Below are 26,599 nucleotides of genomic sequence, written 5' to 3'. Positions count from 1 at the left end.
GGGCAGCGACCTTCCGCCGCTGCCATGGGATACGTGGATGAAGACCCCGTCACCCCCCGGCCATGACGCGGCGCCCCCGACCGCCGGGCCACAGACGACGGCGTGTCGCCGCGTCATGCCCGACGGGTAGGGGCGTCCCCCGAGACGCTCAGCGGATGGTCAGGCCCCGCCGGATCAGGACGCGCCGCTCGATCGGGGCGAAGATCAGCAGCTCGATCGCGATCCCCACGACGAGGATCAGCACGATGGAGGTGATCACCAGGGACATCTGCGACAGCTCACGCCCGATGTTGAGCAGCTGCCCGAGGCCCTGGCCGAGGCTCGGCGAGTAGGTGATCAGCTCGGCGGCCATCAGCGAGCGCCACGCGAAGGCCCATCCCTGGCGCAGACCGCCCAGGTACCCCGGGAGCGCCGCGGGCAGCAGGACGTACCGGATGCGCCCGAGGGTCGACAGGCCGAGCACCCGACCGACGCGGTCGAACAGCGGGGGCACCTGCTTGAGCCCACCGAGCAGCCCGTTGGCGATCGACGGCACGGCACCGAGCAGGACGACGGTGTAGATCGCGGCGTTGGTCAGCTGGAACCAGATGATCGCGGCCGGCACCCAGGCGACCGAGGGCAGGCTCTGCAACCCGCTGACGATCGGCCCGATGGCCGCCCGCAGCCACCGGCTCCACCACATGGCCAGCCCCAGCATGCTGCCGATGACCAGTGACATCGCGAAGCCGACCGCACCGCGACTCAGGCTGGTCCACACCGCTTCGATCGCGCGGCCGTCCTGGACCGTCGACCAGAACGTGGCGCCGACGTCGGCCGGCGACGGGAGCGCGTAGGGCGGCTTCAGCTCGGCGAGGTAGGCCAGCTGCCACACGCCGACGAGCGCGGCGAGGAACACGATCGGCGGGAGCACCGAGCGCACGAGGATGCGTCCCAGCCCGGGGCCGGCCGGCAGGTCGGGGGCAGCGTTGAGCGCATCGAGTCCGGCCTCGACCGTCTGGTTGGTGCTCTTCTCGACGACGTTCAGGCCGGTGTCAGTTGGCATGGCGGCTGATCTCCTCGTGCAGCTCGCGGGTGATCTCCGCGGCGAGGGCGCTGACCCCGGGGGACTCGATGGTGCGCGGCTGCGGGATGTCGACCTGCCACTCCCGGACGACGCGGCCGGGCCGGGATCCGAGCAGCACCACGCGCTGCCCCAGCCGGGCGGCCTCGCGCACGTTGTGCGTCACGAACACGATCGACAGCCCCTGCTCGGCCCACACCCGGGTGAGCTCCTGGTGCAGCACGTCGCGGGTGATCGCGTCGAGAGCGGCGAACGGCTCGTCCATCAGCAGGACGGAACTGTCCTGGGCGAGCGCCCGGGCGAGCGCGACCCGCTGGCGCATGCCGCCCGACAGCTCGTGCACCCGCTTGCCGCCCTGGCCGGCCAGGTTGACCACCCCGAGCAGGCGCTCGGCCGCGGCGCGGCGCTCCGCCCGGCCCACCCCACGGGCGCGGAGCGCGAGCTCCACGTTGCCCGCGGCGGTGAGCCAGGGCAGGAGCGCCGGCTCCTGGAACATCAGCGCCGGCCGCTCGGCGGTCACCGAGATCGTTCCCGACGTCGGCGTCGTCAGCCCCGCGATCAGGTTGAGCAGCGTCGACTTCCCGCAACCCGAGGCCCCCACCAGGCAGACGAACTCACCCGGCGCGACAGTGAGGTCCATCCCCTGGAGGACGGCCGGGCGGCCCCGCTCGAACACCTGGGACACCCCCTCCACCCGGACGGCGGCGGGCCGCCGCGGCGGCGCCGTGCGCACCTGGGCGGTGCGGACGGGGGCCTCCACGATCGCGGACTCGGTGCTCATGCGGTGCTCCCTGCGGGGGTCGGGTGGTACGGGTTACTGGTCGCCGAGGCCGCCGGCCGAGACCGGCTCGAGGTTCTGGGCCTTGAGGACGGCGTTGAGCGGGCGGAGGTCGTAGATGCCCTTCAGGTCGACCGCCTTCTCCGTGGTCCCGGCGGCGACACCGTTCGCGGCAGACTTCTTCAGGGCCGCGGGGATCGGGTCGTAGGTGACGGTCAGCTCGCTCCACGCGCGGTCGAGCACCGCGGGCGAGAGCGACTTGCCGCCCGCTGCCCCGAGGGCGGTGTTCACCGCGGTCTTGGCCTTGGCCGCGTCGTCCGTGGCCTCCTTCACCGCGGCGACGTGGCCGCGGAGCAACGCGGCAACGGTGTCCGGGTACTGCTTCAGGAAGTCGGTGCGCACGATCAGGTGGGTCGTGACGAACTTGCCGTCCGGCCAGAGGTCCTTCTCGTCGACCAGCACGTGGCCGCCGCCGTCGATCACGAGCCGCGAGGCATAGGGCTCGGGCACCCAGGCGCCGTCGAGCTGGCCACTCTGGAAGAGGTTGAGGACGTCGCTGTTGGCGGTCGGCGCGATCGTCACGTCCCCGCCCCCGCTGACGCTGTTCTTCAGGCCCTGGCCGGTGAGCCAGGTGCGCAGGGCGACGTCCTGGGTGTTGCCGAGCTGCGGGCTCGCCAGCGTCTTGCCCTTCAGGTCGGCGGGCTTGTCGATGCCGTTGCGGACGACGAGCTGCGCACCGCCGGAGGCTGCCCCGGCGATGATGCGAAGGGCGTCGCCGTTGCTCTGGCCGTAGGCGTTGATGGTCGGGCTGGGGCCGATGTACGCCGCGTCGAGCGCGCCGCCGAACAGTGCCTCGACCTCGTCGGGGCCGGCGTTGAAGACCTGCGTCGTGAGCTTGGTGGCGCCGAGCTCCTTGGTGAACAACCCCTCCTGAACGCCGATCAGGGCGGGAGCGTGGGTGACGTTGGCGAAGTACCCGAGCCGGAGCTCGGGGGCGGCGCCGCCCTTGGCGTCGCCGGACTCGGCGTTGCTGGTGCCGCCGCAGGCGGCGAGACCGGCGGCCAGCGGCAGCAGGGCGAGCAGGGCGAGCGTGCGGCGGAGCGGGGTCGGCATCGTGCGGTTCGTGGCCATGGTTCCTCGTCGGGCGAGGGCGGGCGGACGGCGACGGGCCCCGAGTGCGCGTCGTCGCGGCCGCGCGCCCGGGTGGAAGAGCAGAAGGGGGCGGCGGTCAGGCCGACGGACAGAGCGCACTGCTCAGTCGTCCGTGGTCGAGGTGGCGGCGGGCCACGAGGAGGAGCGAAGGCATGGCGGGGACGATACCCACACCAAGTCCACCGCATTAGTAGTTTTTCTCTCCGGTCAGATTTTTCTCCTCCGCGCACGCACGACGGCGTCGTGCACCTCGATGTGCTCGCCTTCGTGCTGATGGGCCGGCCGCGGGCGGGCCTCGGCCACCAGCACCTCCCAGTCCGCGGGGTCGAGGGCGGCCGCGGCCTCCGCGGCGGTGAAGAACCTCTCGGGCTCCTCCGGACGGTGCGCGCCGGCCGCGATGTCGCTGAAGTCGTGCCCCACGAGAAGCAGCTGCCCACCTGGCCGCACGGCGTCGGCCAGCCGGGCGAACAGTGCCCGGCGCTCCTCGGTCACCAGGTGCATGAACTGGGCGGAGACCAGGTCGAAGCTCGCCGGCTCGGGCGTCCACCGCGTCACGTCGGCACGCACCCACTCGATCCGCGCGGCCACCTCCTGGCCCGCCGCCGCCGCGCCGGCCGCGGCCCGCTCCAGGGCGGTGGCCGCGAAGTCGACCCCGGTCACCTGCCACCCGCGAGCAGCCAGCCAGACCACGTCCGCACCCTCGCCGCAGCCGACGTCCAGCGCGGTGCCCGGGGACAGATCGCCCGCCTCCGCGACCAGCTGCGCGTTCGGCTTCCCGCTCCACAGCGCGTCGGCAGAGCGGTACATCTCCTCGAAGGACTGCTCGTCGTGCTGCACGGTCAGCTCACCGCCGCGAGTTCGCGGGCGGCGGCGACGGCCGCGCGGGTGTCAGCCATGGCGAGGTCACCGTTGATCGCCGCTCCCGCCATCAGTCCGGCGGCGGCCGAGCCGATGACCTGCGCCATCAGTGCGGTGACGTTGCCCGCCACCCAGACGCCGGCGACCGCGGTGGCGCCCGTCGGGTCCGCCGGGACGAACGTGCCGAGCACGGTGCCGTCGACCACGTGCTCGGTCGTCTCGAGGCCGAGCTGGGTCAGCAGGGCCGAGCGGGCGGTGAACCGCGGGCTCACGACGACCACGTCGCGCGCGACCACCTCTCCCGATGCCAGCCGGACGCCGGTGAGCCGGTCGCCGTCGACGGTCAGCTCGGTCACCTCGCCGTCGACGACCGGGATGCCCCGCGCCGCCAACTGCTCCCGCTCGTCGTCGGTCAATCCCGGACCGGTGTGCCCGAACACGGTCACGTCGGCGCTCAGCTGCCGCCACAGCAGGGCCTGGTGCAGCGTCATCGGACCGGTGGCGAGCACGCCGATCGCCCGGTCGCGCGCCTCCCACCCGTGGCAGTACGGGCAGTGCAGGACGTCGCGCCCCCAGCGCTGCGCCAGACCGGGGACGTCGGGCAGCTCGTCCACCAGTCCGGTGGTGACGAGAAGACGGCGGGCGACCGTGCGGCGTCCGTCGTCGAGGGTGACCCGGAACGCACCGTCGTCGCCGCGCTCGACCGAGGTCACCCGCCCCGCCACCACCGTGCCGCCGTACAGGGCGACCTCTGCGCGTCCCGCGGCGAGCAGGTCAGCCGGCGGCATGCCCTCGCGCGCCAGGTAGTTGTGCACGTGCGATGCCTTCGCGTTCCGCGGCTCCCCGGCGTCCACAACCAGCACGCGCCGGCGCGACCGCGCCAGGGCGACCGCTCCGCTCAGTCCCGCGGCGCCGCCGCCGATCACCACCACGTCGTACTGCTCGTCCATGTCGCTCCTTCTGGTCGGTTGTGTCGACTGTCGACCCGACGTCGCCAGCTGGCAAGTACCGTTGCTGCTATGGCAAAGAATGACGACCGGGACGTGCTCACCGGAGTCGGCCCGCGACTGAAGGCGCTCCGCCTGGAGCGGGACGTGACCCTGACCGCCCTGTCCGCGACGACCGGGATCTCGGTCAGCACCCTGTCCCGCCTGGAGTCGGGTCAGCGCCGGCCGACCCTGGAGCTGCTGCTCCCCCTGGCGCGGGCGCACCAGGTGCCGCTCGACGAGCTGGTCGGCGCTCCCGCGACCGGCGACCCGCGGATCCATGCCGAGCCGTTCGACGCCAACGGCATCACCGTGGTCCCGCTGACCCGGCGCCCGGGCGGCCTCCAGGCGTTCAAGCAGATCGTCCCGGCACACCGGCCGGCCCCCGAGCAGCAGTCGCACGAGGGCTACGAGTGGCTCTACGTGCTGTCGGGCCGGCTGCGGCTGCTCCTGGGCGAGCACGACCTCACCTTGAAGCCCGGGGAGGCTGCGGAGTTCGACACCCACGTCCCGCACGCGTTCGGCACCGGCGACGAACCGGCGGAGGTGCTGTGCCTGTTCGGACCCCAGGGCGAGCGGATGCACGTCCGCGCCCGCCCCGCTCAGAGGCAGTAGGGGCAGCACCCGCAGCCGACGACGACGGTGCGCAGGCACGCGAGCAGGGCGCCGGAACGGAGGTCCTTCGGCACCAGCGCGTGCGCCCCGACGGCCTCCACCTCGGGTCGCCGGCCCGGCTCGGCCGTGAGGACGACGACGCGCGGTCCCGGCCGGACCGCGTGCAACGCCTCCGTGGCGGCGAGGCCGTCCATCCCCGGCATGACCAGATCCATCACGACGACGTCCGGCCGCAGTCGCTCCACCGCCTCGACCACCTGCGCGCCGTCCTCGCACTCCCCCACGACGGTCAGATCCGCCTCGTCGGACAGCAGCGCGGCCAGGGTGCTGCGCACCATGGGATGGTCATCGACGACGAGCACCCGGATGGCGCCTCGCTCGGACGCCCGCCGCTCACCACACGGGCACGACCGTCCGGTCACCTGGACCTCCTCGGGCGAGTTGCGGCTCCGGCCGACCCCGCCGATCGGCGACCGTAGCCCTCCCGCCGTCCCCGCGGTCAACTCGGCCCAGTGCCCGGTCGTGTGCGTCCACCTCACATCAGCCCGCCGACGCGCAGGTTGACCGCGACGAGGATGAGCGTGCCGGCGTCGGCGGGCTTCACGGGCACCATGCTCGCCGCCGGTCGACCACCGCACAGGGGCCGCCCGGTCCGCCCCGGTGAGCCGGAAGACCCTGCCCCCGAGGGCCTCGCGTGGTGTCGACTCGCCTCCATGGCCCAGGTCCTGCAGCCCCGGTCCCGCCGGCACGCGCCCGCGACGCCCGCGCCGCGGGCCGACCGGCCCCAGCGGCACCCCGGTGACGCGCTCCGGGTCGGGCTGGGCCTCGCCGTCCTGGGGCTGGGCTTCCTGCTCGCGCAGCAGGGCGAGCTGACGGCCGTCGAGCGGGACCTGTTCCGGTTGGTCAACGACCTGCCGGGCTTCGTCCTGCCCGTGGTCTGGGCGCTCATGCAGCTGGGCAACGTCGTGGCGGTGCCCAGCCTAGCCGCAGTGGCGGCTCTGTTCCGCCGGTTCCGCCTGGCTCGCGACGTGCTCGTCTCCGGCCTGCTCGCCTACTTCGCCGCCGACCTGGTCAAGAGCGCGGTCGGACGGGAGCGGCCGGCGGCCCTCCCGGTCGGCGCGGTGCTGCACGAGGGCGCCATCGGCGGGGCCGGCTTCATCAGCGGGCACGCGACCGTGGCCGCCGCCATGGCGACCGCCGCCGCGCCCTACCTGACCCGCCGCACCCGGCGGGTCGCCTGGGCCCTGGCCTGGATCGTGGGTCTGGCCCGCATCTACGTCGGCGCGCACCTGCCGCTCGACGTCCTGGGCGGGCTGGCCGCCGGGTGGGCCATCGGATCCCTCGTGCACTGGGCGCTGGGCGTGCCCCGCTGGCAGCCCTCGGGGACCGGGGTCGCCGCCCTGCTCGCCCGCTACGGGCTGCAGGTGGAGGACCTGCGGCCGGCCCTCGTCGAGGCGCGCAGCTCGCATGCCTTCACCGCCGTGGCGCCGCCCGGCCGCGACGTCTTCGTGAAGGTGCTCGATCCCGACCGGTACGAGCGCGACTGGTTGTTCCGGCTGGCCCGGCTGCTGGCCGTCCGCGACGTGAAGGACGCCGATGCGCTGGCTCCGCTCGGGCGGCTGGCCGAGCACGAGGCGGTGGCGATGCTGACCGCGCACGCCCGGGGCGTGCGCGTGCCCGAGGTGCTCGTGGCCCGCGGGACCGACCGCGGAGCCGTCATCGCGATGGCCGCCGTTCCCGGCCGGGCGCTCGACTCGCTCCGGCCGGAGGAGCTCACGCCGGAGCTACTGCGCCGGGTGTGGGACCAGGTGGCGCTGCTGCGCGGGGCGCGCATCGCCCACCGCGACCTGGTCGCCTCCAGCGTGGTCGTCGACTCCGAGGGCCTGCCGTGGCTCGTCGACTTCGGCAACGCCCAGACCGGCGCCGACGACGTCACGCTCGCCGGCGACGTCGCCGAGCTCATGGCGTCCCTGGTGTCGCGGAGCGATCCGCACGTGGTCGTGTCCGCCGCGGTCGAGGTATTGGGACCGGATGCCGTCGCCGCCGCCCTCCCGGGGCTGGCTCCGCTCGCGCTGTCCCGTTCCACCCGCGTCGCGCTGCACGGGCGGCCGGATCCGCTGGGCGCCCTGCGGGCGGACATCCGCGGCCGGCTCGGTCTCTCCGATCCCGCGCGCCTGCAGTTCGGCCCGGCGGGCCCCCTGGCCTGGGTGGCGATCACCGCGGCCGGCCTGGTCGTGCTCGTCGGCCTCGCCTGGCAGAGCGGCGCCGCCTCCGTGGCCCAGACCGTGGAGGTCAACGGCTGGCGCTGGCTCGGGGGCGCGCTCGCCCTGGTCCTCCTGGCCCGCGGGGCGGCCGCCGCGGCCGCCGAGATCGCCGTCGACCGCCGACTCCCGCTCGGGCGGGTGTTCGCCGCCACCGTCGCCGCCGACGGGGCGACGCTGCGGCGTGGCCCGGTCGACCGTCGGCGGGTGGCGGCCCGGTTCCTGGAGCGCAGCGGGGTGCTGCCCTCCGCCGCGGAGCGGGCGATCGACCGCTTCGACGTCGGCGCCGTGCTCGCCGCGCTGGTCGTCGCCGTCGGCACGGCGGTGCTGACGTGGCTGGACGGCACCTCGGCCGCCTGGCGGCTGCCCCCGGCACCGTGGCCGGTCGTGCTGATCGGGCTGGGCGGCTTCCTGCTCGTGCTGGTGGGCCAGCTACTGGCATCCCGGCGGGGCGGCAGCGCGCGGCCCAGCCCCCTGCGGCAGAAACTGCTCGGGCTCCCCGGCTCCGCCTGGCGGCACGACGGCCAGGACCGCGCCACCGCACGGCGCCGCTGGGTCGTCCAGCTGGCCTGGGCCGCTGTCGGCTTCGCGCTGGAGGCCTCCGCGCTGGCGGCCATTCTGCACGGGCTGCACGGCGGCGTCCCGGTGCTGACCACCGTCTCGATCTACGCCGTGCTCCGCCTGGCGTGGGCGGTGCTGCCGGTCGCCGGGGCCCCGGGCCTGGCCGAGGCGGAGCTGCTGCTCGCGCTCACGGCGGCGGGCGCCGCGCCGGGCGCGGCGGGCGCGAGCGTGCTCACCGTCCGGGTCCTGACCTTCTGGCTGCCGGCCGTCCTGGGGTGGGCACTGTCCGGCCGGCTCGAGCACCGCATGCTCCTGTGACCGTCCTGGCCGCGGTGGTCGCCCGGCGGCGCGGGTCCAGCGCCCCGAGGCCCGGCGATGCCTGACCGGAGCGGGCCCGCGACCGCCGACGCGCGGACGACGGGCGCCTCTCCCGTCGGGCTGCCCGTCGAGGAGGCGGCGGCTCTGCCGGTCGACGACGTGCTCGCCCGCCTGGGCAGCACACGCGACGGGCTGTCCGCGGCCGAGGCGGCGGCCCGGGCCGCCGCGTCCGGGCCGAACGCCGTGCGCACGCACCGGGCACGCGCCCTGCCGATCCTCGCCCGGCAGTTCCGCAATGCCGTGCTCCTGCTCCTGGCCGGGACGGCGCTCGTCGCGTTCTTCCTGGGTGACCGGACCGACGCGGTCGTCATCGGAGTGATCCTGGCGCTCAGCGTCGGGCTCGGTTTCGGCAACGAGTACCGGGCCGCACGGGCCTCCGACGCACTGCACTCGTCGGTGCGCCACGTCGCCGTGGTACTCCGCGACGGGCATGCGGAACAGGTCGACGTCACCGCGCTGGTCCCGGGCGACGTGGTGCGACTGGAGCTCGGCGAGGTGGTTCCCGCCGACCTCCGGCTGCTCGACACCACCGGCCTGCAGTGCGAGGAGAGCGTGCTGACCGGTGAGTCGCTGCCGGTCGACAAGGAGCCTGCGACGGTGCCGGCCGGCGCCGCGCTCGGTGACCTCCGGAGTTGCGCCTTCATGGGCACCGTGGTGCACGCCGGAACCGGCACCGGCGTCGTGGTGGCCACGGGCGGGCGTGCCGAGTTCGGCCGGATCGCCCTGGGGCTCGGCCAGCGCGAGCCGGAGACCGACTTCCAGGTGGGGCTGCGGCAGTTCTCGGTGCTGCTGCTGAAGGTGGCCCTGGTGCTCACCGTGCTGATCCTCGGCACGAACCTGGTCCTGCAGCGCCCGCTGATCGATTCCGTCCTGTTCAGCCTCGCGATCGCGGTCGGCATCACCCCGCAGCTGCTCCCGGCCGTGGTCAGCACCAGCCTGGCAACCGGCTCCCGCCGCCTGGCCCAGCAGAAGGTGCTGGTGAAGCGGCTGATTGCGATCGAGGACCTCGGTGACCTCGACATCCTCGTGACCGACAAGACCGGCACCCTCACCGACGGCCGGATCTCCTTCACGGCGGCGCTCGACCCGGCCGGCACGGCGGACGACGACGTCCTGCGGCTCGGCCTGCTCGCCACCGAGGCCGACCCTCGGGACGGGGCTCTCGGCGCCGTGGGCGGCAACGCGCTCGACGCCGCGCTGTGGGCCGCGGCCGATGGTGGCACGACGCAAGCCGTCCAGGGCTGCACCCGCGTCGGGCTGCTGCCCTTCGACCACGACCGGCAACTCATCTCCTCCGTCGTCCGCACGCCGGACGGCGGGATCCGGCTCGTCGTGAAGGGCGCTCCCGAGGCCGTCCTCGCCCGATCCGTCGACGTGCCGTCGGAGGTGGTGGCCACGCTGCAGGCGCTCTTCGCCGCCGGGGGCCGCGTGCTCGCGGTGGCCTCCCGGTCGGCAGCCGGCCAGGGCGACCCGACCCCGGCGGACGAGCGCGACCTCGCCCTCGCCGGCTTCCTCGTGTTCCTCGACCGGCCGAAGGCGAGCGCCGCGGCGTCGCTGCGCCGGCTCGCCGTTCTCGGCATCACGGTCAAGGTCTGCACCGGCGACAACCCGGTCGTGGCCGAGAAGGTGTGTGCCGACCTGGGGCTCGTGTCCGGCGGCACGCTCACCGGCGCGGAGCTGGCCCGGATGGACGACGCCGCCCTCGACGCCGCCGTCGAGGCGACGACGGTGTTCGCCCGCGTCAGCCCCGAGCAGAAGGCTCGGGTCATCCGGCTGCTCCGCCGGCGCGGACGCGCCGTGGGCTTCCTGGGTGACGGGGTCAACGACGCGCTGGCCCTGCACGCCGCGGACGTCGGCATCAGCGTCGACACCGCGACCGACGTCGCCAAGGACGCCGCCGACGTGGTGCTGCTGGAGAAGGACCTCGGCGTGCTGGCGGACGGGGTGGCGGGCGGCCGCCGGATCTTCGCCAACACCATCAAGTACGTGCTCATGGGGACGAGCAGCAACTTCGGCAACATGTTCAGCATGGCGGCGGCGTCGGCGGTGCTGCCCTTCCTGCCGCTGCTGCCCGACCAGATCCTGCTGAACAACCTGCTCTACGACTCCAGCCAGCTCGCCATCCCCACCGACCGGGTCGACCCCGAGCAGCTGCGCGCGCCGTCGCACTGGGACCTGGCCCTGATCCGCCGGTTCATGCTCTTCTTCGGCCCGATCAGCAGCCTGTTCGACTTCCTCACCTTCGCGCTGCTGCTCGGGGTGTTCTCCGCCGGCCCGGAGCTGTTCCGCGCCGGCTGGTTCGCGGAGTCGCTGGCCACCCAGACGCTCGTGATCGTCGTCATCCGCACCCGGCGCACGCCGTTCTTCCGCAGCCGGCCGAGCCGGCCGCTGCTCGTCGCCGCGCTCGCCGTCGTCCTCATCGGCGTGGCACTGCCGTTCACCCGGCTCGGCACCGTCCTGGGCTTCGCCGCCCCGCCCGTGGTGTTCCTCCTCGCGCTCCTCGCGATCGTCGTGATCTACCTGGGGCTGGTCGACCTGTCCAAGCAGATCTTCTTCGCCGGACCCGAGGAGCACCGCCCGCACGTCCGCCGCCGTGGCCGGCCGCACCGCGTGCACCGGCGCGCCGCCCGGTTCAGCGTCCCCACGCCGCTGTCCGGCTGATCGCGGGGGCTCAGCCCTGCACCAGGACGGCGGCGCCGCCGAACCGGCCGTGGGCGAGGTCGGCCAGCGCCCGGGGCGCCGCGTCCATCGGGTAGGCGGTGGTGGTGGCGCGCACGCCGAGCCGATCCGCGAGGGCCAGGAACTCCTCGCCGTCCCGCCGCGTGTTGGCCGTGACGCTGCGCAGCCGCCGCTCCTCGAACAGCTCGGCGGCGTAGTCGAGGGCCGGGATCTGCGAGAGCCAGATGCCCGCGACGGCCAGGGTGCCGCCCCGGTCGAGGGCCCGCATGGCGACGGGCACCAGCTCTCCGGCCGGGGCGAACAGCACCGCGCCGTCCAGCGGCTCGGGCGGGGCGTCGGCCGGACCCCCCACGGAGTCGGCGCCGAGCTCCTTCGCCAGGGCCCGATTGTGCTCGCCGCGAGTCAGGACGTGCACCCGCAGACCCTGGGCGAGGGCGAGCTGCGCGGTCAGGTGCGCGCTGCCACCGAAGCCGTAGATGCCGAGGCGGCCTCCCGGCGGCACGGCGGCGGCGCGCAGCGCGCGGTAGCCGATGATCCCCGCGCAGAGCAGCGGCGCGGCACGCTCGTCGTCCATGCTCTCCGGCAGCCGGTAGGCGAACGCCTCGTCGGCCAGGCAGGCGTCGGCGTAGCCGCCGTCGACGTCCCAGCCGGTGAACACCGGGTGCGCGCACAGGTTCTCGTGGCCCCGCCGGCAGTACCCGCACGTGCCGTCGGTGCGCCCGAGCCAGGCCACCCCGATCCGCTCGCCGACCGAGAACCTCGAGGCCCCGGCACCGAGGGCGTCGACCACCCCGACCACCTCGTGCCCGGGGGTGACGTCCGGCCGGCGCGGCGGGAGGTCGCCCTCGGCCAGGTGCAGATCGGTCCGGCAGACGCCGCAGCAGGTCACCCGGACCCGGACCTGCCCGGGCCCCGGCTCGGGCAGCTCCCGCTCGATCCGCCGGAGCGGCCCGGCGTCGATCGGTCCCGGGCGCTCGACGACCCAGGCCAGCACGAGCGGACCGTCAGCCGGCCGCAGCCGCGGCGGCCCGCTCCGGGTGCGCTTCGTGCCGCGACCGCACGGGACGGACGACGAGGACCGGACAGGGGGCGTGCATCACGGCGTGCAGCGCGACCGAGCCCAGGACGACACCCTCGAGCTCACTGCGGCTCCGGCTGCCCAGGACGAGCAGCCGGGCGCCGTCGGCCCGACTCGTCAGGACCTGGGCCGGATGCCCTTCGACGGCGACGACGTCGACCGCCGCCGCGCCCTCGGCCCCCAGCACCTCGTCCACGATCGTCTGCCCGCGTCGCAGCGCGGCGTCCTGGGTCTCACCGGCCGGCGGCAGCGTGAGCGCGTACAGGTCGCTCCAGTAGTGCGGCGCCTCGTAGGCGAGCACCGCCTCGACCCGCGCCCCCAGCGGCGCGGCCTCGGCGACCGCGGCGCTGAGCGCGCGGCGCGCGTGGTCGGAGTCGTCCAGGCCCACGACCACCCGGGGCGGCCCGGCGGCCGCCGTCGTCTCGGGGTGCACCACGGCGACCGGGCACGGCGCGTGCGCCGCGCAGTGCAGAGCCACCGATCCGGCGACCGCGCTGCGCACACCCCCCCGGCCGCGGCTGCCGACGACCAGGAGGTCGGCACCGGCGGCGTGGTGGACGAGGTGCACGGCCGGCGCGCCGGCACAGACCACCAGGGAGACGTCGAGATCGGCGGTGCCGGGCTGCGCCAGGACGTCGGGCGCCTGCCGGACCTCGTCGACGAGGGCACCGGCGCGGGCCTCGGTGTCGGCGCGCAGCGCGTCGAGCCGCCGCTGGTCCAGCAGGTACGGGTCGATCCAGTAGAAGTCGATCGGGTACGCCGTCACGACGTCGACGGTCGCCCGCCGCCGTGCCGCCTCCCCCAGGGCCCAGGCCAGGGCCAGGCGCGACCCGTCGGACCCGTCGATGCCGACGACGATCCGCTGCGCGGTTACCTCCACGACTGCCTCCACTCGCTCGTGCGTCGCCGCGAGCCTCTCCGGGGACGCCGGCCGCCGGGAGCGGGCCGACGTCCCCGCCGGCAGGGCCCTAGGTCCTCGTGCGGGCCTGCTCCGATTCGGAGGCGCTCGGCGCCCTCGGCATGGGCGGACCCGGCGGGACGGCGATCGGGCCGCGCGGTGGAGTGGCCGCCGCGTGCACGGCCAGGCCGACGATGAGACCACCGATCGCGAGCAGGACGACCCCGGTACCGAGGATCGAGCCGGCGATCCACGTCAGGCCGGGCAGGGTCGCCGCGGCCCGCACGTCCGCCGTGACGCCCGCGCCGCCGTCGGCGCGCATCACGACGATCGTCCAGTCGCCCGTGGTGGGCCGCCAGGTCAGCGCCTGGGTGCCCGGGCCGCCGGCCGACTCCTGCCAGATGCCGGCCTGGTCCGGCGGCACGGACGGGGCGCCCCCGGCCTGCTCGACCGTCGTCGACGGATCGAGCCGGCCGCCGTTCCAGCGCAGGTTCAGATCGCGCAGCTGTGCGTGCCCGACCCCGTCCAGATAGCGGTCGGCGTCGGCGGTGCGGGCGATGCCCACGAAGAGGGCGCCGCTCCGGCCGGCAGGAGACACCTGCACCCGCGCGCGGCCCAGGAGGTTGTCGACGGCCCAGTCGAGGCCGGCGCCCTCGAGGCGGAAGCTGCTGGTGGTCACCGCATAGCCGGCAGTGCTCACCCGGGCCGCCGGCGTGGACAGGTACCCGGCGTCGTCGCGCTGGGTGCGGTCGGCCACGAGCAGCGTCCCGCCGCCCACCAGGCAGCCGGCGGAGGCGAACAGCAGCAGGGATCCGATGACGAGTGCGACGACCCGTCCGGCGGTCCAGGTGTGCTGCGTTCCCACCGGCGCAACCGGTCCCGCCGGCACCACCGGTCCGGCCGGTGGAACCGGTCCGGCCGGGGTAGCTGCCGGCCCCCCGGCCGGCGGTGGCGCGATCGGGGCGACCGGGACGGACCCCGGGTCGGGTCCGCCCATGTCCAGCCGGAACGGCGGGTACTCGTCGGTCATCAGCCCGGCGTAGGCAGCCACACGCAGGGCCCAGCGGTCCATCCCCAGGATGAAGTCGTACAGCGGGCGCGGGTACCGGCCGGCGAAGAGCAGCACGATAGCGGCCACCAGCACGAGCAGGCCGACGAGCCCGCCGGCCCCCCAGCCGTTGTCCCATCGTCCGTCGCCGCCCCGGCTGCCGAGCCACGCCCCGCCGCCGATGAAGACCGCCAGGACGATGTAGTGCGGAAGGGCCAGCAGCCACCACTTCACGAGCACCAGACCGCGGGAAAGGCGCTCCGGGTAGGGCACCTCGTAGTGGGCCGGGTAGTCCGGGACGTCGGCCAGGGTGAACGGCGGGTAGCGGTCGGTGCCGTTCGCGCCGTAGCCGTAGTAGTGCACCCGCCACGACCAGCGCAGGACGCCGACGTTGTAGTCGAACAGCGCGCGGGGGTAGCGGGCGGTGAACAGGATCGCGAAGAACGCGATCACCCCCACCACGACGAAACCCACCCACAGGAACGCCAGCACGACGTAGTGCGGGATCAGCAGCAACCACTTGACCAGCCACAGCGCGCGTGAGACCTGCGGTTCCGGTGCCGCGTCGACGCGGACCGGATACGGCCTCCGACTCTCGGTCATGAGGACCTCCTCGCCCGGCGGCGCGGTAGGGCGGGCGCCCGGTGCCGTCGGTCGTCACCCAGCCAACCGGTCACCGGCCCCCGCCGACACGGACCTAGGTCGGCAGGCGGCCACCGACCTTGTTCCTGCCTCGGCGGGGACCCCCGAGAGGTCGGGACGTAGGTCCCGTCGCGGAGGACGCGCGGCCCCGGCGGACCGGTCCGGCCCGATCGAGACTGGGGGTCGGAACTCGACCGAGGAGCAGTCATGTACGCCCCCCTCCCCAGCACACCCTCGTCGGCGCCCGAGCCGGACGCGCTCCGGCGGGGCGTCGAGTTCGCGGTCCTCGCACCCTCGGTCCACAACACCCAGCCGTGGCTGTTCGAGCTGCACGACGACCGGCTGGCGGTCCGGGCCGACCGCTCGCGCCAGCTCACCGCACTGGACCCGACCGGACGGGAGCTCGTGCAGAGCGTGGGGGCCGCGCTGTTCAACATCCGGGTCGCCTGCGCCGCATCGGGCTGGACCCCCGAGGTCGACCGGTTGCCGGACCCGCACGACGCGGACCTGCTCGCGGTGGTGGGACCTGGCGTGCCCACGCCGGATCCCGCGCTCGCTGCCCTCGCAGCGGCTGTCCCTGTCCGCCGGACCAACCGGCGAGCGTTCACACCGGGCGAGGTGCCGGAGGTCGTGCTGCGCGGTCTCATCGCCGGAGCCGCGGCCGAAGGCGCCCTTCTCGTCCCCGTCCGGCACGAGGCGCACCGCCGGCTGCTCGCGAGGCTGACCCAGCAGGCCGATCGCCTCCAGAACGCCGAGCCGTCGTACCGCGCCGAGCTGGGGCAGTGGACGAACCGTCGTCCCGAGGACCGCGACGGCGTGCCGGCCGCCGCCGTCCCGCACGTCGACGGCCGCCGGCACGACGATCTGCCGCTGCGGGACTTCGACACCACAGGGGCCGGCGGCCTGCCCGCGGAGACGGCCTCCGGCGTCGACGGCGGCCTGCTGGTGCTGGCGACCCGCTCCGACGACCCGTTCGCCTGGCTGCGGTGCGGCGAGGCCATGCAGCGGGTGCTGTTGGAACTGACCCGGCTCGGGTGGGCGGCGAGCCCGTTCACGCAGCTGATAGAGGTGCCGCTGACGCGCACGCAGCTGCGCTCGGCGCTGGCCTGGGACGCCCACCCGCAGCTGCTGCTGCGCATCGGGCACGCGGACCCGACCCCGGCGACCCCCCGACGTCCGGTCGACGAAGTGGTCCGCACCGCCTGAGCGGGTACCGAACCAGCGGGCCGGGAACCAGCGGGCCCGGCACCAGCGGGCCGGATCGCGGGTTCAGCCCCCGGCCAGCGCAGGCTCGGGCGAGGTGCTCGGTGCCGTGGCCGTGCGCGAGGGGCGCACCACCAGGACAGGCGCCGGGGAGTGCATGGCGCAGTGCAGTGCGACCGAGCCCAGCAGCAGCCCGCTGAGCGCGCCGCGACCGTGGCTGCCGACGACCAGCACCTGGGCCCCACGGGCGTGGTGGACCAGCGCATCCGCGGCGGGCCCGTCCACGATGTGCAGGTGCGCGGCCGGCGGCGGGCCTTCATGTGCGGCCAGCACGTCCTCGACCAGCTCCTCCGCCTGGCGTCGCACCTCGTCATGCCCCTCGTCGGGAGGCGGCACGACCACCGTCGACAGATCGGCCCAGTAGTCGGTGTCGCTGTACGCGGCCACCACGTCCAGGTCGGCGCCGGTCCGTGCCGCTTCCTCGACGGCGGCAACTAGGGCGACGCGCGAACCCGCGGACCCGTCGGCCCCCACCACGACCCGCGGTTCAGCGGGCGCGTCCTCGGGTGCCGGATGGACGACCAGCACGGGGCAGGGCGCGTGGCTGATGCTGTGCAGCGCCACCGAGCCGAGCAGGGCGCTGCGCACGGCGCCGCGACCGCGGCTGCCGACCACCAGCAGCTCGGCGCCCTGGGCCGTCTCGCGCAGCGACTGCACCGGTGGTTCGTAGGTCACGGTGAGGGTGACCTCGACGTCGTCGATGCCCGCGACGTCGGCCAGCTCCCGCCGGACCTCGCCGACCAGGTCCTGGGCGCGCCGGGTGGTGTCGGATCGCATCGCATCGACGTCGGGCACCGCGACGGGTGCACCCCGGGTCCAGACGACCGGCGGCGGCACCGCGGAGACGATGTCCAGCCGGGCCTGCCGTGCGGCGGCCGCCCGCAGTGCCGCACCGAGTGCGAGCCGGCCGCCGGGTGAGCCGTCGATGCCGACGACGACGCGGCGCGAGCCGCCGGACGAGGAAGGGGGCGTGTCCATGCGTGCAGCCTCTGGGGCCGGGGCGGCGGTCGGCAGGGACGGAGGTCCCGGCCACGGGCGTCCGGAGACCCTGAACCGGACGATCGGCCGTGCCTAACGTCCGTATCGAGTGGGGTCGAGGTGGACGAGGGAGCGCGCCGTGCAGGTACAGGAAGTCATGACCCGTGAGGTGGTCACGGTCGGACCGGCCACGTCCGCCAAGTACGCGGCCGAGTTGATGGCCGAGCGCGGGTTCGCCGCGTTGCCCGTGCTCGACGAGGACGGTCTGCTGGTCGGGATCGTGGCGGAGGCCGACGTCCTGCGTGACCGGATGCCGCGCGATCCGCGGTTGCACGCCCGCCGCGACGACCAGCCCGCGGCGACGCCGTCCGTGCTGGTGCACGGGGTGATGACCGCCCAGGTGCGCACGGTCGACGTCCGGGCGGACGTCGCCGATGTGGCCCGCCTGTTCGTCGATGACCGGCTGCGCAGCGTCCCGGTGCTCGAGCACGGGAGGCTCGTCGGCATCGTCAGCCGCCGCGACCTGCTCCGCACGCTGGTGCGGCCGGACGACGTGATCCGCGGTGACGTGCTGGGCCTGGTCGAGGGCTACACCGGCGAGCCGGGCGCCTGGACCGTCGACGTCGTCGAGGGCATGGTCACGATCCGCCGCACCCACGGTGCGCCCCAGGTCTCCCGCGACGTCGAGGAGCGGGCGCTGCGCGCACTCGCGACCACGGTCGGGGGCGTCGTCGACGTTCGGGTGCCTTCCGGGCCCATGAGCGCATCCGCCTGAGCGGAGGGAGGACGACGAGATGACCCGGCCCGTGATCGCAGGCGTGGACGGCTCGGCGCGAGCGCTGGACGCCGCACGCTTCGCCGCCGACGAGGCGCGCCGGCGCGGAGCGCCGCTGCACCTCGTGACGGTCGTGCCGTGGCCCTACGACGGCCTGGCCGCTCCCCCGCCGGATCTCGACCTGCCCGCACTCGTCCGGCAGAGCGGCGAGGCGGTGGTGAGCACCGCGGCCGCAGCCGTGGATGGCGTCGACGTCACCACGTCCGTGCGGGACGGCGATCCGGTCACCGTGCTCACCGAGCTCTCCGCCGACGCGCAGCTCGTCGTCCTCGGCAGCCGCGGGGTCGGCGGGGTCACCGGCCTCCTGCTCGGCTCCGCGGCGAGCGGGGTGGTGGCGCACGCCCGCTGCCCGGTGGTGGTGCTGCCGGACGACGCAGCCGTGGTGGTGCGCGGACGGCGGTCGGTCGTCGCGGGGGTGGCGGGGCGCCTCGACGACGACGAGGTGCTGGCCGTCGCGTTCGCCGAGGCGGCCGCGCGCGGCACCGACCTGATCGCCGTGCACGCGTGGCAGGACGTCGTCCTCGAACCGGAACTGCGCACGCTGAGCCCGCTCGTCGACTGGGCCGGCGTGCTGGCCGACGAGGAGCGCGCGCTCGCCGAGGCGCTGTCCGGGTGGCGCGGCAAGGAGCCCGACGTCGTCGTGCGCGAGCTGGTCGTGCGCGACCGGCCCGCTCGGGCCCTCGTCGCGGCCTCGCTGACCGCCGAGCTGCTCGTCGTCGGGCACCGCAGGCGCCGCACCCTGGGCTCGACCACGCACGGCGTCCTGCACCGGGCTGGATGCCCGGTCGCGGTCGTCCCGCTGGCGGGCCGGCACGGCTGACCGGCACGGGCGGACGGGTCCGGGGGCCGACGTGCCGACGACCGATGCCGACCGCGCGCAGGAGGTGCTCGACCGGGCGGAGTTCCTCCGGCTGCTGGGGTCGGTCGGCATCGGCCGCCTGGGCTACACGCAGGCCGCCCTGCCGGCCATCCGCCCGGTCTCCTTCTCGCTGTCGGGCGAGGATCTCCTCATCCCGGTACCCGACGGCAACCCCCTGATCGAGGCGCTCCGGGGGTCGGTGGTCGCGTTCGAGGCCGACTCCTACGACGAGGCCGTCCGGATCGGTTGGACCGTGGCCGTCGTCGGCACCTCACGGGTGCTCGACCGGCCGCGCGCCGGCGAGTCACTGCCACAGCCCTCCGTCATCGCGGTCCGCGTCGGACCGGTGCAGGGGCTGCGCACCGGCATGAGGTCGTGACCCTCCGGCACACTCCTCGCAGTCGACGACGCCCTGTTGCGGCGCGCGGTCGCGTGAGACCGTGAAGTTCGGGAGGTGCGATTCCATGTCCGGCGGAGATCCGCTCGTCGACGGTGGCAGCCGCGACGGCTCACCGTTGTCGGGGATGCGGCTGACCGAACTCATCGAAGAGGTGCAGGAGCGGCTGAGCTCGGTGGCCCGGGCGCAGACCCGGGTGCAGAACCTGCTCGACGCGTTCCTGAGCGTCTCCACCGGTCTCGATCTGCCCAGCACGCTGCGCCGGCTGGTGGAGGTCGCCTGCGATCTCGTCGACGCCCAGTACGGGGCGCTGGGCGTGCTCCGCCAGGACGGCAACGGGCTGGCCGCGTTCATCAACGTCGGCATCGACGAGGAGCTGGCCGCCCGGATGGGCCACCTCCCCGAGGGCAAGGGGGTGCTCGGTCAGCTGATCAGCGAGCCGTACCCGCTGCGGATCGCCGACCTGGGCACGCATCCGTCGTCGGTCGGCTTCCCACCGCATCACCCGCCGATGAAGTCGTTCCTGGGGGTGCCCGTCCTGGTGCGGGGCGAGGTCTACGGCAACCTGTACATGACGGAGAAGCGGCAGGGGGAGTTCACCGCCGAGGACGAAGCGGTGCTCACCGCCCTGGCCGGGGCGGCCGGGATCGCCATCGACAACGCGCACCTGTACGAGCAGAGCGAGATCCGCCGCCGCTGGCTCGCCGCCATCGCCGACGTGCGGGCCCTGCTGCTCGAGGCGCCGTCGGCCGAGGCGGCGATGTCACTGATCGCGGCCCGGATCGCCGACCTCACCGAGGCCGACGCGGCCTGGCTCCTGCTTGGTCCCGACGCCGACACCGGCGACTACACGGTCGGCGCCCAGAGCGGCGAGGGCCTGCCGGACCTGGCGACCGAGCGGCTGCGGCCCGCGGAGAGCCCGTTGCTCAAGGCGGTCGAGGAGACCGGCGAGGTGGTCACGCTGGACCTCTCGACCGTCGCCTACGACAGCCGCACCCCGCACGTGGACTGGGGTCCCTGCATGGCCATCCCGCTGCACGGCACCCACATCGACCGCTACGTGATGATCGCGGGCCGCCGGGCCGGGGCGCAGCCGTTCGACCCGAGCCTCGCCCCGCTGGTCACCGCCTTCGCCGACCAGGCGACAGTGGCGCTGGACATGGCTGCCCGGCAGCGGCTGGCCCGTCAGCTCGACGTCTACGAGGATCGCGACCGCATCGCCAGGGATCTGCACGACCACGTGATCCAGCGGGTCTTCGCCTCGGGCCTGGCCCTGCAGTCGGTGCTGCCGCGCGTGGGCGACGACCTGGCCCGCGGGCGCATCCAGGGCGTCATCGGCCAGCTCGACGAGACGGTGCGCGACATCCGCACGACGATCTTCGACCTGCACAGCGTCGACTCCTTGGGCTCCGGGGAGAGCCTGCGCCGGCGCGTGCTGGACATCGTGACGGAGACGGCGGTCGGACTCGAGCCGACGGTGCGCATGTCCGGCGCGGTCGACAGCCTGGTCACCGGCGAGCTCGCCGTCGACGTGGAGGCGGTCGCGCGCGAGGGGGTCAGCAACGCGGCCCGGCACTCGGGTGCCGCGCACGTCGTCGTCACCCTCGACGTCTCCGACACGGTGGTCGTCGAGGTGTGCGACGACGGGCGCGGGTTCGACGTCAAGGCCGCGCGCAGTGGCCTGCGCAACCTGCAGCAGCGGGCGGAGAAGCGCGGCGGCGAGGCGTCGGTCGAGCCGCTGCCCGAGGGCGGTACGCGGTTGCGCTGGTCCGCGCCGCTGCGGTGACGCGCGCGGTGGGCTGACGCCGTGTCGTGGTCGTCCCGGCGCTGGTGGGCACTGGCGGTCGCTCTCGTGACCGTGGTCGCCGTCGGCGTGGTCGTCCTCGTCACCCGGAGCGGCGACCACTCCCCCGCTCGGCCCGAGGCCGGTGCGTCGACGACCTCCGCCCGGTCCTCCGCGGCGTCCTCCTCGTCGGCGTCCGCGCCGTCGGTCCCGCCGTCGCAGCCCACTGCGACGACGACGTCCCCATCAGGTCCGCCGGCCGTGCCGGCCTCGCTGCGGGGGCAGGACCTGGAGGCGATCCCGACCTCGTCCCGGGTCGTCGCGCTGACCTTCGACGCGGGCGCGAACTCGGCCGGTCTGTCGAGCATCCTGGCGACCCTGGCCCGCGCGGAGGTGCACGCGACCTTCTTCCTGACCGGGCAATGGGCCGCGGCCGATCCGGCCGGGGTGGCCGCCATCCGCGCGGGAGGCCACCGGATCGGCAACCACTCGATGACCCATCCGGAATTCACCGGGCTCACCGACGCGGCGATCCGCGCGCAGCTGCTCGACGCCGAACGGGCGATCGCCGCGGCCGGCGCCGACCCGCGCCCGCTTTTCCGCTTCCCGCTCGGCGATCGGGACGCCCGCACGATCGCGGCGGTGAACGGCCAGGGCTACGTCGCGGTCCGCTGGTCGGTGGACACCCTCGGCTGGAAGGGCACCAGCGGCGGGATGACCGCTGCGCAGGTGGCCGACCGGGCGATGGGGGCCCTCCGACCGGGCGAGATCGTCCTCATGCACATCGGGTCCAACCCCGACGACCGCAGCACACTGGACGCCGACGCCCTGGGCGGGACCATCACCCGCATCCGCGCCGCGGGCTACGACTTCGTCACCCTCGACGCGCTCCTCGGCTGACCCGCGTCAGCGGCTAGCGTGCGGAGTGGCGCGCAGCTCCGTGGCGAGCACCGCGGCCTGGGTGCGGCGCTCGAGGCCGAGCTTGGCCAGCAGGTGGGAGACGTAGTTCTTCACGGTCTTCTCGGCGAGGAACATCCGCTCGCCGATCTGCCGGTTGGTCAGCCCCTCCCCGATGAGCTCGAGCACCGTGCGCTCCTGCTCGCTGAGCTTGGCGAGGGGCCCGGACGGCTCGGCCGCCCGGCGCATCCGCTCCAGCACGGCGGTGGTCGCCGACGGGTCCAGCAGGGACCCGCCCGCAGCGACCGTGCGCACGGCGGTGACGAGGTCCACCCCCAGGATCTGCTTGAGCAGGTACCCGGACGCGCCTGCCATGATCGCCTCGAACAACGCCTCGTCGTCGCTGTAGCTGGTCAGCATGATCACCTTGAGCTCGGGCATCTTCGACCGGAGCTCACGGCAGACCGAGACCCCGTCGCCGTCGGGCAGCCGCACGTCGAGGATGGCGACGTCGGGGCGCAGCGCCGGCACGCGGGCCAGGGCCTCGCTGGCGTTCTTCGCCTCGCCGATCACCGTGATCTGCGGGTCGCTGTCCAGCACGTCGGCGACCCCGCGCCGGACGACCTCGTGGTCGTCCAGGAGGAACACCTTGATCGGGGTCTGTCCGTCGTCGCTCACACGTGCCCTCCTGCCGACCGGCCGCCCCGGTGGCACGGCTCGGGAGGAACGACCCTGGTGGCGTTCCCTCTCGGCAGGCTAAGCCGGAAGACCCGCCGTAGAGGCAGGGTAGAAGGTCCCGACGGTGGGGACGTGGGACGGGTCCCCGGCATGCGGGCCGTGGTGGCGACGTCCGCCCCCGGCGGGCGGGTCCTCGGACCCTCGCACCGGTCGCCGGCCGCGAGCACGGTGGCCTCATGGACGTGCAGGCACAGGTACTGGTCACCTACGCCACAGCAGCCGGTTCGACGGCCGGTGTCGCCGAGCGCATCGCGGACACCCTGCGGGCGGCCGGGGTGGCGGTCGTGTGCCGCCCGGTCGGCACGGACCTCGACGTCCGCCCCTTCTACGCCCTCGTCGTGGGCAGCGCCGTGCACAACATGGCATGGCTGCAGCCCGCCGTGGACCTCCTCGCCCGGGCGGAGGACAGCGCCCGGCCGGTGTGGTGCTTCAGCGTCGGGGGCATCCAGCCCACGGGGCGGGTCACGCGCGCGATGACCGATCGCGAGCTGCAGCGCATCGCGCAGTCGTTCCCGGGCTCCCTCGACGTCCGCGACCACCGGATGTTCGGAGGAATCATCGATCTGAAGCACACTCCCCTGTGGGGCCGGCTGTTCTTCCGCGCGACCGGGGGGCGCCCGGGTGACCACCGGGACTGGCCGTCCATCCAGGCCTGGGCCGAGGAGATCGCCGCCGCGCTGCCGGTGGGCGACGCTCAGCGCCGGAGCGCCCCGGCCACGGCGAGCGCGCCGGCGGGCACCAGCCCGGCGACCACCGCGACGGCGAGCTCGGCCGGCGCCAGCGACTCCGTCCCGAGCAGGTCCGACAGCCCGGGCAGGTAGACGCCGGCCAGGAGCAGCGCGGCGTTGACGGCCACCGCCACGGGCAACCAGATCGAGGCCCGCCCCTCTGCGCGGGTCCAGGAACCGGCCGGGCGCAGGGCGAGGGCGAGCGCCAGCTGCCCCACGGCCAGGACGACGAACAGCTGCGTCTGCCACGGCCCGCCCCGGCCGTGCGACCACACGGCCGTGCCGAGGCACAGCGCCGTCAGAGCCGCGGCGAGCACGATGACCCGCCGCACGAGCGGCCGGTCGAACACGCCGGCCGAGGGGCTGCGCGGCGGGCGGCTGAGCACGTCGGGTTCGGCGGGTTCGCCGCCCATCGCCACCCCGACCGGTCCGTGCGTGAGCAGGTTGACCCACAGGATCTGCGCGGGCAGGAGCGGGAGCGCGAGGCCCAGGAACGGCCCGGCGAGCATGACCAGCACCTCGGCCGTGCCCCCGGCGATCCCGTAGCCGACGAAGCGGCGGACGTTGTCGAAGACCCGACGGCCCTCGGCGACCGCGGCGGTCACCGTGGCGAGGCTGTCGTCGGCGAGCACCAGGTCGGCAGCCTCCTTGGCGACCTCGGTGCCCCGCTGCCCCATCGCGACGCCGATGTCGGCCGCCCGCAGCGCCGGCGCGTCGTTGACGCCGTCGCCGGTCATCGCCACGACCTCGCCCGCGTCCTGCCAGCCGGTGACCAGGCGCAGCTTGCCCTCGGGCTCCACCCGCGCGAGGACGTGCTCCTCGGCCGGGTGCCGGTCGTCGACCAGCCCCACCTGGCGAGCGACGGCGACGGCGGTGCCGGCATGGTCGCCGGTCACCAGCACCGGGCGGATCCCGGCCCGGTGACAGGAGGCGATGGCGGCTGCGGCCTCGGGCCGGACCGGGTCGTCGAGCGCGACCAGGCCCAGCAGGTCGCCGTCCCGTGCGACGGCGAGGACGCGCCGCCCCTCGGCCGCCCAGCGTGCGGCGGTCTCCGTGGCCTCCGCGGCGTCGGGCAGGCCCGGCAGCACCGCCTCGGGGGCGCCCTTGGTGATCACGGTCGTCGCGGCGTCGGGGGTCCGGTGCTCGGTGGTCATCCGCCGGGTCACTGCGTCGAACGGCTCCTCCCGCAGCCGCGGCAGCGCGGCCCGCGCCGCGGCGACGTCGACACCGGCGTCCAGCGCGGCCCGGACCAGCGAGGTCTCGGTGTCCGCACCCCCGACCGCCCCGCCCGCACCGGCGCCCGAGGGATCGGCGTCGTTGCACAGGGCGGCGGCCTCGAGCAGGCGGACGACGGGTGGCGGCACCGGGCCCGGGAGGACGACGTCGTTCATCCTCGGCGCCCACGCCCGGTCCACCGCCATCGCGCCACGCGTGAGAGTGCCGGTCTTGTCGGTGGCCAGCAGGGTGACCGACCCCAGGGTCTCGACCGCCGGCAGGGAGCGCACCACCGCGCCGCGCCGGCTCATCCGCGCCGCCCCGCCGGCGAGCGCGAGGGTGACCACCGCCGGGAGCGACTCCGGAACGGCGGCGACGGCCAGCGCGACGGCGGCGACCACGGTGGTCTCCCACGGCTCGCCGCGCAGCAGCCCGGCGACCACGAACAGCAGGCAGGCCACCGTGACCCCGCCGGAGATCTGCCGGCCGAGCCGCGCCAGCCGCCGCTGCAGCGGGGTCATCGGGGTGCGGCGCTCGTGCACCAGCGTCGCCAGCCGGCCGACCGCGCTCGACGCGCCGATCGCGGTGACGACCGCCTCGGCGGTGCCACCCACCACGGTGCTGCCGGCGTGCACCATGCCCCGCCGGTCCGCGACCGGTCCGCCATCCGGGGCCACCGCGGCCGGGTCGCGCTCGACCGGCACCGACTCGCCGGTCAGCAGCGACTCGTCGACCAGCAGCCGGTTGCTGCGCAGCAGCCGGGCATCGGCCCCGACGACGTCACCCGCGGTCAGCCGCAGCACGTCGCCGCGCACCAGCTCCCGCGTGGGCACCCAGCGGTCCCGGCCGTCCCGGAGGACCCGGGCGCTGGGCGCCACCAGCGTTCCCAGCGCCGCGACGGCGCGCAGCGCCCGGCGCTCCTGAACCACGCCGAGCGTGGAGTTCACCACCACGACCAGCCCGATCACCACGGTGTCGATCCAGTCGCCGGTGACGGCGGTCAACAGGGCGGCGGCGAGGAGCACCAGGATCAGCGTGTCGGTCAGCTGCAGCAGCACCGAGCGGGCGAGGGAGACCGGCCGCCGCGTCTGTACCTCGTTGGGCCCGTCGGAGGCGAGCCGCTCGGCAACGGTCTCGCCGTCCAGTCCGGCGGCGGGGTTCACCCCGAGGCCCGCGGCCACCTCCGCGGCGCTCCGCGTCCACGCCGCCGGGCCGTCGGCCGGCGGCGCGACGACGGGCGTGCGCGGTCCGCTGCCCAGCAGCCGGACGAGGCCCCAGCCGGTGATCGCGGCCATGGTCAGTGCCATGAGCCCACCGGCTGCCGCGCCGATGAGCGCGATCAGCCAGGTCGGCTGCCCCGGCTGCCACAGCGGCATGGCCACGCTCATGAACACGGCGAGGCCAGCGAGCCAGGCCACCGCCGTCCAGCCGATCCACCGCCGGGCCCCCGCCACCCGCCCCCGCAACACGCTCCACTGGGCGATGCCGATGCTCAGCAGCAGGATCAGACCGGCGGGGACGAGGACGACGAGCTCCAGCGCCAGCGGCCAGTCCTGCAGGCGACCGCCCAGCGCGCTCGGCGTCATGCCCAGCACCCAGGCGAGCGCAGCCGCCAGCCCGGTGCGGCCGACCCAGGACCGGACGGGGAAGCCGGGCAGGGCCCTGCCGAGCACGCCGGCCTGGGCGAGGCCGAGCACCGCCCCCTCCCCCGCGCCGGCGACCGCGAACGCCACCGGCCGCAGGCCCTCCGGCAGCCCGTCGCCGCCGAGGACATAGGCCAGCACCGGAACCAGGAAGCCGAGGGCCTCCCCCAGGAACGTCGCCACCGTCCACCGCCGCCACAGCCGGCCGGGCGCAGCGTCGGGCGCACGACCCGGCACGGCCACGGACGGCAGCACGACGCTTTCCATCA

At 75.0% G+C, this 26,599-nt stretch carries 21 protein-coding genes and 1 pseudogene; 10 read left to right on the top strand and 12 right to left on the bottom strand.

Annotated features, from left to right (window positions below):
• Positions 1-148: 148 nt before the first annotated feature.
• From AC2H4J_RS10330 to AC2H4J_RS10310, 5 genes are all read right to left on the bottom strand, one after another.
• Positions 149-1,042: an ABC transporter permease gene (locus AC2H4J_RS10330; RefSeq protein ID WP_487464771.1), complete on the bottom strand. Its 894-nt coding sequence runs from the start codon at positions 1,040-1,042 to the stop codon at positions 149-151.
• Complete coding sequence (locus tag AC2H4J_RS10325) at positions 1,032-1,841, bottom strand: ABC transporter ATP-binding protein (RefSeq protein WP_487464770.1); 810 nt, start codon at positions 1,839-1,841, stop codon at positions 1,032-1,034. Before AC2H4J_RS10325 ends, AC2H4J_RS10330 begins: the two co-directional genes overlap by 11 nt.
• A 33-nt stretch (positions 1,842-1,874) precedes the next feature.
• Positions 1,875-2,969, bottom strand: a complete 1,095-nt coding sequence (locus tag AC2H4J_RS10320) for an ABC transporter substrate-binding protein (protein WP_487464769.1) — start codon at positions 2,967-2,969, stop codon at positions 1,875-1,877.
• A gap of 228 nt (positions 2,970-3,197) precedes the next feature.
• Complete coding sequence (locus tag AC2H4J_RS10315; protein WP_487464768.1) at positions 3,198-3,827, bottom strand: class I SAM-dependent methyltransferase; 630 nt, start codon at positions 3,825-3,827, stop codon at positions 3,198-3,200.
• Positions 3,828-3,829: 2 nt separating this feature from the next.
• Complete coding sequence (locus AC2H4J_RS10310; RefSeq protein WP_487464767.1) at positions 3,830-4,798, bottom strand: NAD(P)/FAD-dependent oxidoreductase; 969 nt, start codon at positions 4,796-4,798, stop codon at positions 3,830-3,832.
• Positions 4,799-4,867: 69 nt separating this feature from the next.
• Here AC2H4J_RS10310 and AC2H4J_RS10305 point away from each other — a divergent pair, with 69 nt between their 5' ends.
• Positions 4,868-5,449, top strand: a complete 582-nt coding sequence (locus AC2H4J_RS10305) for a helix-turn-helix domain-containing protein (RefSeq protein ID WP_487464766.1) — start codon at positions 4,868-4,870, stop codon at positions 5,447-5,449.
• Here the strand turns inward: AC2H4J_RS10305 and AC2H4J_RS10300 are convergent.
• A complete protein-coding gene (locus AC2H4J_RS10300; RefSeq protein WP_487464765.1) occupies positions 5,437-5,871 on the bottom strand; it encodes a response regulator in 435 nt (144 codons plus the stop codon). The two genes, AC2H4J_RS10305 and AC2H4J_RS10300, sit on opposite strands and share 13 nt — an antisense overlap.
• A gap of 291 nt (positions 5,872-6,162) precedes the next feature.
• On the opposite strand from AC2H4J_RS10300, the gene AC2H4J_RS10295 reads away from it, so the two are divergent.
• Positions 6,163-8,589 (top strand): phosphatase PAP2 family protein, encoded by a 2,427-nt coding sequence (locus AC2H4J_RS10295; RefSeq protein WP_487464764.1) that lies wholly within the window; start codon positions 6,163-6,165, stop codon positions 8,587-8,589.
• A gap of 57 nt (positions 8,590-8,646) precedes the next feature.
• Positions 8,647-11,310, top strand: coding sequence for a magnesium-translocating P-type ATPase (mgtA, locus tag AC2H4J_RS10290; RefSeq protein ID WP_487464763.1), 2,664 nt, complete (start codon positions 8,647-8,649; stop codon positions 11,308-11,310).
• A 10-nt stretch (positions 11,311-11,320) separates the two neighbouring features.
• Here the strand turns inward: mgtA and AC2H4J_RS10285 are convergent, their stop codons facing one another.
• The 3 genes from AC2H4J_RS10285 to AC2H4J_RS10275 all read right to left on the bottom strand — a co-directional run bounded on the left by AC2H4J_RS10285 (position 11,321) and on the right by AC2H4J_RS10275 (position 14,955).
• Positions 11,321-12,322, bottom strand: coding sequence for a zinc-dependent alcohol dehydrogenase family protein (locus tag AC2H4J_RS10285; RefSeq protein WP_487464762.1), 1,002 nt, complete (start codon positions 12,320-12,322; stop codon positions 11,321-11,323).
• A gap of 10 nt (positions 12,323-12,332) precedes the next feature.
• Positions 12,333-13,286, bottom strand: a complete 954-nt coding sequence (locus tag AC2H4J_RS10280; RefSeq protein WP_487464761.1) for a universal stress protein — start codon at positions 13,284-13,286, stop codon at positions 12,333-12,335.
• Positions 13,287-13,374: 88 nt separating this feature from the next.
• Positions 13,375-14,955 carry a DUF4389 domain-containing protein gene (locus tag AC2H4J_RS10275; protein ID WP_487464760.1) on the bottom strand — a complete coding sequence of 527 codons (1,581 nt, stop codon included), beginning with the start codon at positions 14,953-14,955 and terminating at the stop codon, positions 13,375-13,377.
• Positions 14,956-15,201: 246 nt separating this feature from the next.
• Between AC2H4J_RS10275 and AC2H4J_RS10270 the strand changes: the two genes are divergently transcribed.
• A complete protein-coding gene (locus AC2H4J_RS10270) occupies positions 15,202-16,200 on the top strand; it encodes an Acg family FMN-binding oxidoreductase (protein WP_487464759.1) in 999 nt (332 codons plus the stop codon).
• A gap of 63 nt (positions 16,201-16,263) precedes the next feature.
• On the opposite strand, the gene AC2H4J_RS10265 is transcribed toward AC2H4J_RS10270, so the two are convergent.
• On the bottom strand, positions 16,264-17,235 hold the full coding sequence (locus AC2H4J_RS10265; protein ID WP_487464758.1) for a universal stress protein: 972 nt from the start codon (positions 17,233-17,235) through the stop codon (positions 16,264-16,266).
• 139 nt (positions 17,236-17,374) lie between these two features.
• Between AC2H4J_RS10265 and AC2H4J_RS10260 the strand changes: the two genes are divergently transcribed.
• The 5 genes from AC2H4J_RS10260 to AC2H4J_RS10240 all read left to right on the top strand — a co-directional run bounded on the left by AC2H4J_RS10260 (position 17,375) and on the right by AC2H4J_RS10240 (position 22,009).
• Entirely contained in the window at positions 17,375-18,010 is a 636-nt protein-coding gene (locus AC2H4J_RS10260) for a CBS domain-containing protein (RefSeq protein ID WP_487464757.1), read from the top strand.
• 19 nt (positions 18,011-18,029) lie between these two features.
• Positions 18,030-18,890, top strand: a complete 861-nt coding sequence (locus tag AC2H4J_RS10255) for a universal stress protein (RefSeq protein ID WP_487464756.1) — start codon at positions 18,030-18,032, stop codon at positions 18,888-18,890.
• 31 nt (positions 18,891-18,921) lie between these two features.
• A complete protein-coding gene (locus AC2H4J_RS10250) occupies positions 18,922-19,308 on the top strand; it encodes a pyridoxamine 5'-phosphate oxidase family protein (protein ID WP_487464755.1) in 387 nt (128 codons plus the stop codon).
• An 85-nt stretch (positions 19,309-19,393) separates the two neighbouring features.
• Positions 19,394-21,112, top strand: a complete 1,719-nt coding sequence (locus tag AC2H4J_RS10245; protein WP_487464754.1) for a sensor histidine kinase — start codon at positions 19,394-19,396, stop codon at positions 21,110-21,112.
• A 21-nt stretch (positions 21,113-21,133) separates the two neighbouring features.
• A complete protein-coding gene (locus AC2H4J_RS10240) occupies positions 21,134-22,009 on the top strand; it encodes a polysaccharide deacetylase family protein (RefSeq protein ID WP_487464753.1) in 876 nt (291 codons plus the stop codon).
• Between the two features lie 6 nt (positions 22,010-22,015).
• On the opposite strand, the gene AC2H4J_RS10235 is transcribed toward AC2H4J_RS10240, so the two are convergent.
• Positions 22,016-22,684 (bottom strand): response regulator, encoded by a 669-nt coding sequence (locus tag AC2H4J_RS10235; protein ID WP_487464752.1) that lies wholly within the window; start codon positions 22,682-22,684, stop codon positions 22,016-22,018.
• Between the two features lie 236 nt (positions 22,685-22,920).
• On the opposite strand from AC2H4J_RS10235, the pseudogene AC2H4J_RS10230 reads away from it, so the two are divergent.
• Positions 22,921-23,331, top strand: a pseudogene (locus AC2H4J_RS10230) (flavodoxin domain-containing protein); the annotation flags it as partial.
• 107 nt (positions 23,332-23,438) lie between these two features.
• Here AC2H4J_RS10230 and AC2H4J_RS10225 read toward each other — a convergent pair.
• Positions 23,439-26,597 (bottom strand): cation-translocating P-type ATPase, encoded by a 3,159-nt coding sequence (locus AC2H4J_RS10225; RefSeq protein WP_487464751.1) that lies wholly within the window; start codon positions 26,595-26,597, stop codon positions 23,439-23,441.
• Positions 26,598-26,599: the final 2 nt, after the last annotated feature.

It is taken from the genome of Blastococcus sp. OS1-29, assembly GCF_057628075.1.
This window is presented reverse-complemented; position numbering and strand designations above follow the sequence as displayed.